Here is a 5,217-nt window from a genome sequence, read left to right as displayed (position 1 = left end):
GGCGTGGGCGCCGAGAACGAGTCCGGTCGCGGCAGCGCCGAGGGATGGCATGGGCAGGACAGCGTGTGCGAAGAGTCCGGCGAGCATTGCGGGGGCGGTCTCTTCGCGGAAGCCGTGGTTCCACGCGGGGCTGCCCTGTTGGAGGGTGGCCAGCGCGAGCCGGAGCGCGGTCACCGGGTGCGGGGGGAGGCGGAGCAGATGGCTTTCGGCGATTCGAGCGATGTGCTCGGCGTGTTGGGCGAGGGGGCGCATAAGGCGGAGCCATGCGTCTCCGTCGGTGCCAAGTTCGTCGGCGGTGCGGTCCAAGTCGCGGTAGGCGATCCCGGGCGGCCCGTTTGGGAGAGGGTTGGCGTAGGAGATGTCTGGGGTGACCAGTTCGATCCGTTCGGCCAGGCCGAACGCGACGAAGAATGGGGATGCGAGGGCCATCGGGTGCACGGAGGAACAGCGGTCGTGGTGATACCCAGGCAGAGTGAGTTCAGCGGTGGTCGCGCCCCCGCCGGGGTATGGTGCGGCCTCGTAGACGCGCACGGCCAGTCCGGCGCGGGCCATGGTGACCGCGGCAGCGAGCCCGTTGGGCCCGCTGCCGACGACGACCACATCTGGGGCGATCATGTGGGTGACAGTACCCGGTTTGGTGCGACGCTGATCCAGATTCTGTTGAGGCCCTGAGCCATGCCTTGCCAGGTGCGGTCTCGGATGAAGATGCTGTCCACGGCGATCATCGCGAGCGAGAACCAGGGGAGACCCATGAGCACGGCGATGCCGAGGTGGAAGGCGAGCATTGTGATGAGGCCGAAGATGCGGGTCCCGCGACGCAGCAGGAGCAGCGGGAACGAGATCTGTACCAGCAGGGTCAGGATCGTCGCGAACGCGACGGCGGGAGCCCACGCGGTGACGAGGGCGCTGAGCTCAGGCCATGGGCCGAACTGGGCAGTATGGATGGGGTCGTAGATCGCGGTGCCACCGGACCAAGGGGCGCCGCCGGCTTTGTACAGTCCGCCGGAGACGTAGATGAACGACACCTGGGCGGCGAGGGCCACGATTCCGAGGTTGTGGAACAGGTTCGTGACCCAGTCCGGTGCGACCCTCTGGAATCGCCACCACCGGGTCAGGAAGTTCTGGCCTGGGTTGTCGGCGTACTTCCGGCGGCGGCGGGCGTCCAGGGACCACCGGTCGGCGCAGGCGGTGAAGAACATGATCATCATCACGATGCGGACGAGGTTGTCGGACTGGTCGCTGACGAAGTCGTTGGCTTCGACGATTCCAACCCAGAGCATGAACAATGCGACCAAACTGAATTTGGTTCGCCAGCCGATGATGAACGTGGCGGCGGCGGCGGCGGCGAGCAGGTATACGCAGGTAAATAGGAGCGGGTTCTGTGCCGTGGCGTGGAAAATCCCGAACGGCCAGATATTGATGAAGTCGCTGCTGGCACCGGGCTCGTACTGACCGGACCAGGCCATCCCGGCACCGAAGGTGTAATGCCGGGTGGTGAAGTTCGTTGCGAGGAATCCGAGCATGGTGATGCCAAGCAGGATCCGGGTCACGGCCAGCCCGAACGTGGCGCGTTTGGCGTCCAGCACCCAATCCTCGGTTTGCAGATACAGGGATTTCGCGATCCGGCAGGCGCCGGCTGCGGCGAGCATGATCAGTCGGGTCAGAGTGCGCAGGATCTGGCGGAGCAGCCGCAGACCCTGTTCACGGCGGTGGGTCAGGGAGTTTGGTGCTAGTTGGCTGGATTTTCCAGCTGCCATGGTGGCGGGGGAGTCGGGCTGGTCTGGTACTCGATCACCGGATGCGGTGATTAGGTCGCGTTCAGTCATTGTTGGTCACCTCCTGGTGGGCGGGGAGGAACACGTCCGCGAACGCGTCCTCGGACTGGCCAGGCATCACGATCGTCCCGCGCCAGCCGGTCACGGCTCGCTGTACGGCGGGGCGTTCAGCGTCTGAGTCGTGGCGTTCGGCGAACGGGATGATGTTCTGCCGGCTGGCCTGGTACTGCACTTGCTGCACATCTTCGCCCCAGACGGCTTTCGCGACCTGGGTGGCATAGGCGTCGGACCGGCGCTCCTGCACGATGTACGCGGCGACGTCGCCGGCATTCTGGCTGTTGTTGGACTCGTTCATCGCGATTTGCATCCGGCCTAGCCAGTCATCGCCGTTGAAGTAGTTCAATTCGGCGATTTCCTGCTGCGCCGGGGTGAGCTTGTCCCACGCACCCTTCATGCTGGAGGCCTGCCCGATACTCATGTTCGCCGCGCGCGGGGGGAACAGGTTGTGGTGCGACATCGAGGTCTCCGCGTCCGTGACCGAGATCCACTCAGTGACCGTTTCGGTTCCGTCCGCATCGGCCAGCAAGGCACGCACTTCGAACCGGTACTCCCCGTTGATCGGTGCCGGTGCGAACACGCTCCAGCTCTGCCCGAACCACGGGATCATGTACCGGGTGAGCAGGTTTCCCGGCACCAGGTCACGCAACGCCGTGACCGGCCCGATCCACAAGAAGCTCGCGAATACATGCCACAAAGCCAACCCAGTCACGACCAGGAACCCGGTCCGGACCAACTTGGATCGTTTCGGTCGGTTGGGACGCGTGGGCGACGGCGTCGCCTCTTCCGTACCTGCCTCGACCGGCAGGCTAGTGCCGGCCTGCCGGGTCGACTCGCTCGTCAGCATCGCGTGTTTTCCATCCTGAAGTCGTGATCGCGCCGATCCAGTGAGAGTCGCGCGAGGCTTGGGTTGAACACCGGCCCGCATTGCGGACTGGAGGTAGGGCGGCAAGGCCGACCGTATCTAATATGCTAGCACACTGTAGGATGATATGCGAATGGTACCTTGCCGAGCGGGATGATCTGATCGGGCGCCAGCGGCGGCGGTTCAGGGAGTTTTGTTGAGGGCATCAGCGATGTTGATCACCACACCGGTGGCGTCCGGGACCCGGGGACCGGTGATTGGGGTGCCGGAGCGGATCAGTCGTGTGGTGAGCTCGTCCAAGGAGGGGCCCGCGCCGAGCTTCTCGCGGAGCACTGCGTACGCACCCGCGACCTGCGGTCCGGCGAAGGAGGTGCCTGCGGCAGCCATCGACCCGCCGGGGTACGGCACGAATATGGATCCCACTTTGGCGCCCTCTGCACTGGTGCCCACTGGCGCCCAGAACTGGATCCGGTTCGAGACGTTCGAGTAGTCGGCTGGCACGGTCGGCTCGGTTAGACCGGTAGCGCCGACCCGGATGATGTGCTCGCCGCATGTCCAGGAACCGATTCCAGCGCCGGCGTCATTGCCGGCGGCCATCACTACCGGGATGCCTTTCGCCTTCAATGACGCCGCGATCGTGTCCAGCTGCATCAGCCTGGCCGGACATCCTGATCCGTCGGGGAGGAACCCGCCCGCGACTGACAAGTTCACGGCCGCGATCTTCCCGTACGTCATCTGGTTCGCCGACCCGACTCGGTCGACCCATGCGAGCGAGTCAACCACCGAGTCCCACGGCCACCCCTGTGCCGTGCCGGTCCCGCCGGCGGCTTTGATCGGTAGCAGGTTCGCCCCGGGCGCTGCCCCGGTGTAGTGCCAGGTTCCGGCGCGGACCTGCGCGGATCCAACCGCTGCGCCCGCGGTCGCTGTGCCGTGCCAGTGATGGCAGTAGGTCTGCACCCCAAGGTTCAGTTCCTGGCAGCTGTTATGCGGGGCGTTCCCGGGATTCGATTGCTTCGGCAGCAACGAGATGAGGTACTTCCCGCCACGAGGGTCAGCCATCGGACGGTACAACGCAGCAGCGAGGGAGTTGTTACACAGACTCAGCCAGGGCCCGGTGAGCTGCCCGATGCACACCTCGGTGCGGACTTTCTTATTGCCTTGCAGTGATGGATGCCCGGTATGGAACGCCCCGTCGATGGTGACCACCGTCCACCCGGTACCGTCAAACTGGTTCCCAGCCGCGTCGGTATACACCCCTAACGGCGAGCCGCCCAGGTTCACCGGAATCGTCTGCGATCCCGCCCACCCCGCATCAGCCATCAAACTCTGCACCGACTCCGCCTCCGCTGGCACCCCTGACCCGTGCGGCGCGAACCCGGCCGCACCGGCCGGCAGGAACCCCTCCTCCGCTGACGCGTCGAAGCCCGGGTCCGGAGCAGCCTGCACGCTCTGAGGCGCCTGGGAACCAACCGCCGCGGCACATGCCACCACACCAACCAGAATCTTCCGAAACAACATTCGCCCTCGACCGCCCATCATCATCCCCCAGCTGCCACCAGGGATCGCTCGATCCAAACCCTGCGAACTCCGCCACGCTGCCGTCAGCTGCCCGACGCTGGCGAACCAGACCAGGCCACACAGCAGCATCAAGCTGCGTTCACCCGATCCGTCTCACCAGCCGGGTCGCCATCAACCCAGGGGTCAGGCTGCCCATCGTCGCACCCGGTCCCACTCAGATCATGCGGGCAAGGTCCTCTTCCTCTTCTTGCTCACGCTTCTTCCGACGCCGGACACCCAACACGAACAGTCCAGCGCCAAGAAGCAAGCTCAATACCATCGCGGTCAGTAGCCCACCAACGGCCACACCGGTGTCAGCAAGGCTGCTCGCGCCCGGACCAGACGAATCTGTAACACCATCCACGTCGCCCACCGCCGACACCACCGTGAACGTGCGCTCATCCGTGGTCTCTTGGATCCCGGCCATGGTTTGGGTCACCAGCACCGTGTACTCACCAGCAGCCAGCTCCACATCCGACTCAACCGACCAACCGGACTCAGTCACGCTACGTGCCCCAAGATCGACCGTCGCCCGAGCGAGTACCCGCTCCGGAGCGTTCTTGTCTACCACGACCACGTCAGCGCCAGGATGCCCGACCCCACCGAACACCGGCTTGAGAACATCCACCAGCCCACTCGGGTCCGTGATCCGCACCGGAACCATCCGACCCGTCGCGGTAGCACTGCCATCCACGTTGGTAGACGAGTTCGCATCCGTGGACGCGTCCGTGATCGCCGCAGCAGCAGCCGCCGCGTTCGCGTTCCCGTCCGTCGCGGCAGTGGCTGCCGCGCTCGTGTCGCTGTCACCGGTCGTGTTCGACGCGCCGATCGCCGCAGCAGACGCTGACGCGTTCGCCGTGGCCGTGGCATTCGTGGACGCGTCCGTGGACGAGTTCGCCGTCGCAGCAGCCTGGGCCGCGGCGACCGCGTTCGCGGTCGCCGCCGCGGTCGCGGTGCTGGTCG

Annotated in this window: 6 protein-coding genes; 1 reads left to right on the top strand and 5 read right to left on the bottom strand. The window is 65.6% G+C overall.

Going from position 1 to position 5,217, the window contains the following annotated elements; genetic code table 11:
* The 5 genes from AC1DZA_RS19965 to AC1DZA_RS19945 form a co-directional block, all read right to left on the bottom strand.
* Nucleotides 1-615: phytoene desaturase family protein (locus tag AC1DZA_RS19965; RefSeq protein ID WP_476774073.1), on the bottom strand; the 615-nt coding region annotated here is incomplete at its 3' end.
* Nucleotides 612-1,826: an HTTM domain-containing protein gene (locus tag AC1DZA_RS19960; protein ID WP_476774072.1), complete on the bottom strand. Its 1,215-nt coding sequence runs from the start codon at nucleotides 1,824-1,826 to the stop codon at nucleotides 612-614. The genes AC1DZA_RS19965 and AC1DZA_RS19960, both read right to left, overlap by 4 nt.
* Nucleotides 1,819-2,679, bottom strand: coding sequence for a DUF5819 family protein (locus AC1DZA_RS19955; protein WP_476774071.1), 861 nt, complete (start codon nucleotides 2,677-2,679; stop codon nucleotides 1,819-1,821). Before AC1DZA_RS19955 ends, AC1DZA_RS19960 begins: the two co-directional genes overlap by 8 nt.
* Before the next feature lie 201 nt (nucleotides 2,680-2,880).
* Entirely contained in the window at nucleotides 2,881-4,344 is a 1,464-nt protein-coding gene (locus AC1DZA_RS19950; RefSeq protein ID WP_476774070.1) for a S8 family serine peptidase, read from the bottom strand.
* 85 nt (nucleotides 4,345-4,429) lie between these two features.
* Complete coding sequence (locus tag AC1DZA_RS19945; protein WP_476774069.1) at nucleotides 4,430-4,909, bottom strand: LPXTG cell wall anchor domain-containing protein; 480 nt, start codon at nucleotides 4,907-4,909, stop codon at nucleotides 4,430-4,432.
* A 61-nt stretch (nucleotides 4,910-4,970) separates the two neighbouring features.
* Between AC1DZA_RS19945 and AC1DZA_RS19940 the strand changes: the two genes are divergently transcribed.
* The coding region (locus tag AC1DZA_RS19940; protein ID WP_476774068.1) for a hypothetical protein at nucleotides 4,971-5,217 on the top strand (247 nt) is incomplete at its 3' end.

The sequence above is a fragment of the Agromyces sp. P2_B3 genome (assembly GCF_056404815.1).
The sequence above is the reverse complement of the archived record's forward strand: the minus strand, read 5'-3'. Positions and strand labels throughout refer to the sequence as shown.

Bases quoted from the DNA above. Each gene is read 5' to 3' on its own strand.
- AC1DZA_RS19960 (WP_476774072.1), bottom strand. From the start codon at position 1,826: ATGACTGAACGCGACCTAATCACCGCATCCGGTGATCGAGTACCAGAC.
- AC1DZA_RS19955 (WP_476774071.1), bottom strand. From the start codon at position 2,679: ATGCTGACGAGCGAGTCGACCCGGCAGGCCGGCACTAGCCTGCCGGTC.
- AC1DZA_RS19950 (WP_476774070.1), bottom strand. From the start codon at position 4,344: ATGCTGCTGTGTGGCCTGGTCTGGTTCGCCAGCGTCGGGCAGCTGACG.